Origin of the sequence: Desulfovibrio sp. (assembly GCF_035644575.1) — a bacterium.
Taxonomy (GTDB): domain Bacteria; phylum Desulfobacterota; class Desulfovibrionia; order Desulfovibrionales; family Desulfovibrionaceae; genus Desulfovibrio.
Genome location: NZ_DASQOG010000046.1, coordinates 1 through 5,197 on the forward strand (window position 1 = coordinate 1; position 5,197 = coordinate 5,197).

Annotated in this window: 3 protein-coding genes, 1 pseudogene and 1 riboswitch; of the genes and pseudogenes, 2 read left to right on the top strand and 2 right to left on the bottom strand. The window is 57.7% G+C overall.

All coding sequences use genetic code 11. The annotated features are described in order from the left end of the window. Positions 1 to 160 precede the first annotated feature (160 nt). Positions 161 to 276: riboswitch (TPP riboswitch) on the bottom strand. Between the two features lie 84 nt (positions 277 to 360). Then, positions 361 to 1,725, top strand: a complete 1,365-nt coding sequence (locus VEZ52_RS01855) for a TrkH family potassium uptake protein (protein WP_324835288.1) — start codon at positions 361 to 363, stop codon at positions 1,723 to 1,725. A gap of 42 nt (positions 1,726 to 1,767) precedes the next feature. Beyond that, positions 1,768 to 2,427, top strand: coding sequence for a TrkA family potassium uptake protein (locus VEZ52_RS01860; protein WP_324835289.1), 660 nt, complete (start codon positions 1,768 to 1,770; stop codon positions 2,425 to 2,427). A 103-nt stretch (positions 2,428 to 2,530) separates the two neighbouring features. On the opposite strand, the gene VEZ52_RS01865 is transcribed toward VEZ52_RS01860, so the two are convergent. Continuing rightward, entirely contained in the window at positions 2,531 to 3,853 is a 1,323-nt protein-coding gene (locus VEZ52_RS01865; RefSeq protein ID WP_324835290.1) for an amino acid permease, read from the bottom strand. A gap of 69 nt (positions 3,854 to 3,922) precedes the next feature. Continuing rightward, positions 3,923 to 5,197: pseudogene (locus tag VEZ52_RS01870) on the bottom strand (hypothetical protein); the annotation flags it as partial.

The window sequence follows — 5,197 nt, forward strand, 5'->3', positions numbered from 1 at the left end:
AATGGATTCGGGGGCGAGTTGTTCTTCCTCGGCCAGATTGGTGAGGTGTTTGTCCAGCAGGCCGCTCAGAGCGGAATTCTGCGAACGAAAAGATGCAGACATGGTTGTGCCTCGCGGGTTGCGACGCAGGGCGCAAAAAAAAGCCACAAGCAGCGGAACAGCGTCGTGGCCGCGGCTTCCCTACGGCAGTGCGAACTGCGTCAGGTTCATAGGGTCTGGGTTTATCCCACTCTCAGCCGCCAAACCTTGCGATCCGCGGCTCCCCTAGCACTGGTTAGATCAATACTCTGTATGCCATCTGCTGTAAAGCCCGCCTTGCCATGCCTTGCATTTACCTGTTCCGGCTGGCATAGACGAGGCATGGCAAGAAAACGTTTTTTGAGTCCCTTCACCTGGCCGGTGTTGTCATTCCTTGCGGTTATCGCTGCGGGGTCAGTACTGCTCGGTCTGCCTGCGAGCTGGGCCCGGGGCCAGAGCATCAGCCCCATAGACGCCTGCTTTCTCGCAACCTCGGCTGTCTGCGTTACCGGTCTTTCGCCGCTGGACATAAGCGAGGTGCTCAGCCCTTTCGGCAAGGGGGTGCTGCTGTGCCTCATCCAGACTGGCGGGCTGGGGGTCATGACCTACACCAGCATTATTTTTTTGCTCTGGCGCAATAACGTGCCCTTCAATAGCCGCGAGGCCGTGAGTCAGGCCCTGCTCTGGGGCGATTTCAGCATCGCTGCTTTTTTGCGGCAGGTGCTGGGGCTTGTATTTGGCATCGAGGCTTTGGCCGCATTCCTGCTGTGGTTGTATGACCCTGTTTTTTTCTATCCGTTCAGCGCCCTTTTTCATGCTGTTTCTGCCTTCTGTAACGCAGGCTTTGCCCTGAGCACAACCAACCTGGCGATTTTTCGGGATGACGTGGTCGTTAATGCCGTCATTGCGGCCAGTGTCGTGCTGGGCGGCTTAGGCTTTGGCGTGCTGCGGGAATTTCTGGGCATCTGCACGGGAGGGCGCATGGGTGCGCCTGTGCGCCGACTCAGCCGCTACAGCCGCCTGGTGGTAAAAACAAGCCTTATGCTCATAGTAGTGGGCTGGGCAGCCATGTTTGCCATCGAGTTCTGGCGGGGAAGCGTGCCGAGAACCGTGGATGGATGCGCCGACCTTGCCATCACCATGTTTTTTCACTCGGTGGTGGCGCGTACCGCAGGCTTTAGTTCCATTGATCTCGCCGTGCTGGGCGATGCCACATTGCTGGTGTTGATAGCCCTGATGTTTATCGGCGGTGGCCCCGGTTCGTGCGCAGGCGGTATCAAGGTTGTGACTTTTCGTGTGCTTGCGGGCTACATAGCAGCACAGTTCCGGGGCGACAGCCAGATTGTGCTGGAAGGACGCGGTGTCTCGGCAGAGAACGTCAGCCGGGCGCTGACCCTGTTTTTTGCCTACTCCATGCTCGTGGGGATTTCTGTTTTTCTGCTTGCCATCACGGAAGGCGACGTTATTGCCGGAGCAGGCACCCAGGCCGCGCCCTTTTTACGCCTGCTGTTTGAAGAAGTTTCGGCTCTCGGCACCGTGGGGCTTTCGGTCAATCTGACGCAGGATTTGAGTTCTGCGGGCAAGGGAATCATAATTTTCAGCATGTTTGCGGGCCGGGTGGGCATTTTGAGCCTGCTTATGGCGGTGCAGAGCCTGCGGTCAAAAAAGGCCTACAGCGTGGCAGAGGCTCAGCTTCCCATAGGGTAGGTTGGCTTGTCCGGTCATGGCCTGACGGTCAGAGAGGTATTTATGGCGGAAAAGAAACTGGAAATCGGCGTTATCGGCCTTGGCAAATTTGGCCTGCGCATGGCGTCCACCCTTGTGTCGTTGGGGCATACCGTGCTTGGAATTGATATGTCCGAGGCCAGGGTGCAAAGGGCGGAAGAAGCGCTGGATACCGTATACAAGGCCGATGCCACCAATATTGCCGTGCTGCGGTCGCTGCACGTGCAGGATCTGGACTGGGTTGTGATCAGCGTTGGGGAAAGCGTGGAGCAGTCGCTGAGCATCACCCTCAACGTGCAGGAGCTGAACGGCCCCAAGATATGGGTCAAAGCCTCCAATGAGGAACACAAAAAAATTCTGCAACGCCTGCACGTTACCCGCGCCATGGTGCCGGAAACCGAAGCTGCCGTCATGGCGGCCCATCAGTTGACCCACCCCGGCATGCTCGACCTTATCCCCAAGTACGGCGGCATTGCCATTCAGGAACTGCGCGTGGATGCGTGGGATGGGAAAACCCTCATTGAATTGAACCTGATACAGCAGTTCAATGTCATGGTCATGGGTATTCGTCCGGCGGGAAAAAACGCCTTTGTTTTTGTGCCGCCCGCCACAACAGTTCTGCACAAGGGCGACTCTCTTGTGGTGGCGGGAAAGGCCGATTCCATGCGCATGCTCAAGCCCTGAGGCATGACGGAACCGTTTCGGAATGCATCCTGTCGCCTAGCATATTCTCGGATATGAACAAAAACGGCCTTCCCCTGAACTGGAGAAGGCCGTCTTTTATACGCTATCCCTGGCGGGCAGGACGTGGTTTGCCCACATAGAAAATGAACGCGCCCAGCATGACAATGACAGCGCCGGACAAGGCGCTTTTTTCCGCGCCGGAAAAGGCGATGAGGCAGAACATGCATGCGCCGAGCGATGCCGCCACCTTGAGCCATGCGGCCCGGTTGCGCAGGCCATACCGCTTGAGCAGAGCCAGAGCAGAGTAATAATAGGCCGGGAGCGTCAGCAGCACGGCCACGCTGGTAATGCTGTTGAACAGATCCTGAGTGTCGCCGGAGCGGCTGACAACCATCATCAAAAGCAGCATGGCGCTCATCATGCAGGCTGAAAGAATCAGCCCCGCCACGGGCTGACCCTTGGTGTTTTTTCTGCCAAAAATGGGCGGCAGGGTGCCGTCCTGCGCGGCGCGGCAGCCAGCGTTGGAAACCAGCATTATCCATGAGCCCAGTGAGGCCAGGCAGGCAAAGGCGGTCACTGCCGAAACCATGTCCGGCACCAGATGGGCCAGGGGCAGCCCTGCGCAGATATGGCCCATGGCCAGCGAAAAGGGCGCGCCGGATTCCGCCATCTGCTTTGCGGGAAACATGCCCGATATGGCCGTGCAGGAAAGTATGTAGACAAACCCGGCCAGAGCCGTGCCAATGAGGGTGGAAAGCGGAATGTTGCGCTTGGGGTTTTCCACCACCGCTGTGTTTACCGAGGCGCTTTCAATCCCTATGAAGCTCCAGATGCAAAGCACAACGGCGCTCATGACGGAACTGCCCGCAGGCTTGCCCCCGGCAAGCCAGTTGGCGGAAAACACCGCAGGGTCAAAATACAGCCAGCCCACGGTACCCGTGATGAATACGGGGATCAGCAGCAGGACGACCCCAATGGAAACAAGTCTGCCTATCCAGGCCGCGCCAAGAATGTTCACACCTGTGAATATCCAGATGAGGGCCAGAGATGCAACGCCTGCCCACAGGGGATGCTCCAGCGCGGGAAAGAATACCGAAAGATAATCCACACCGGTTATGGCTACGGCCAGATTGCCTATCCAGTTGGCATGATAATAGAGCAGGCCCGTCTGATAGCCCAGCTCCGGCCCGATTTCGCTGGCATAGGCAATGGGGCCGCCTTCCTGCGGGTCTTCCATGCCCAGCCGTGCAAATACATAGGCCAGCCCCATGGCGCCCAGCACGGCCACAAGCCAGCCGATGAGCGATATGCTGCCGATGCCCGCAAGGTTTGCGGGCAAAAGAGCAATGCCAGATCCCATCATGTTGCCAGCTACCACAGTTATGCAGGCGAAAAGGCCAAGTTTTTTCGTGCCGGGCGTAGTCATGGCTGCCGTCCTTTTGCTGCGGTTAAAAAACGCTCCCCGGCGTTTCGGGGCAAAAATCAGCGGGTGTGGCTACTTTTTTACGCACAAGACGCTGAAGTATTTTTTGCCGTCGCGTTCTATGCGTTCAACGCCGTGGATGTCGCTTTCATAACCGGGAAAGGCATTCTCAAAGTTCTGGCGCGCCTCAAGGTAGGCAAATATGGGTTCCGCAACCTCGTTCATGATTTCGCCGCCCATCATGACGGGAATGCCTGGCGGATAGGGCACAATCATGACAGCTGGGACGCGCCCGCGCAGGTCGGCCAGTTCCACATATTCCACATTGTGGCGCACCACTTCATGGTAGGCCTCCGCAGGCCGCATGACCTGATCGGGGATGCCCTGAAAGGCTGCCTGCATCTTGTCCAGCAGCTTGTGCTCGCGGAAGTGGCGGTGGATGGCGTTGCTGTGGTCTCTAAGGCCAACGCCCTTGTATGTCTCAGGAAAGGCGGCGTAGAGATCGGGCAGGGCAACGCTCAGCGGGGCATTGGCGTCATAGAGCTGCTTGAATTTGAGCAGGCCCGAGATGAGCGCCCCTTCCTTGGCCTTGGTGGTGCCGATGGAGTTGAGCAGCAAAAAGGAATAATAGTCGGTTTTTTCGCACACCACGCGGTGCCGTATCAGGTAGTTGGTGACAATGGCAGCAGGAATGCCCATATCCGCCATTGTGCCGTCTTCCGCAAGGCCGGGCGTGATGAAGGTCAGCTTGATGGGGTCAAGCATGACGTAGTCCGGCTCAATATCGTCAAAGCCGTGCCAGTTGTTGGCGCTGTCCAGCACCCAGGGAAGCTGGTTCTCTGCCAGATACTCGGCGGGCACTTCCAGAAAATCATGCATGCCCTTCTGGTAAGGAACCCTTCTGGGCTGCCACATGCTGAAAAACCAGTCGCCCCTGGCGGTCATTTCCCGCTCCATGAGGGTGATCTTGCGGCGGATGCGAACGGCCTCGGCAATGGTGTCGTGCAGCAGCACCTCGCCGTCGTCGTCCATCATCTTGGTGGCTACATCAAGCGAGGCGATCATGTTGTATTGCGGCGATGTGGAGCCGTGCATCATGTAGGATTCGTTGAGTTCATCGCGGTTGATCCGCACATGCGTGCCGTGCTTTACGTGCAGCATGGAGGCCTGTGAAAAGGCCGTGAGCAGCTTGTGGGTGGACTGCGAGCAGAAAATGGGCGGATGATCGGCCACATTGTCGGCATCCGTCATGCCATAGTGGTTCTCATACATGGGGCTGAAACGGGCGTAGGCGTACCACGCCTCGTCAAAGTGCAGGTTGTCCACGCTCTTGCGGAGCTGCTTCTT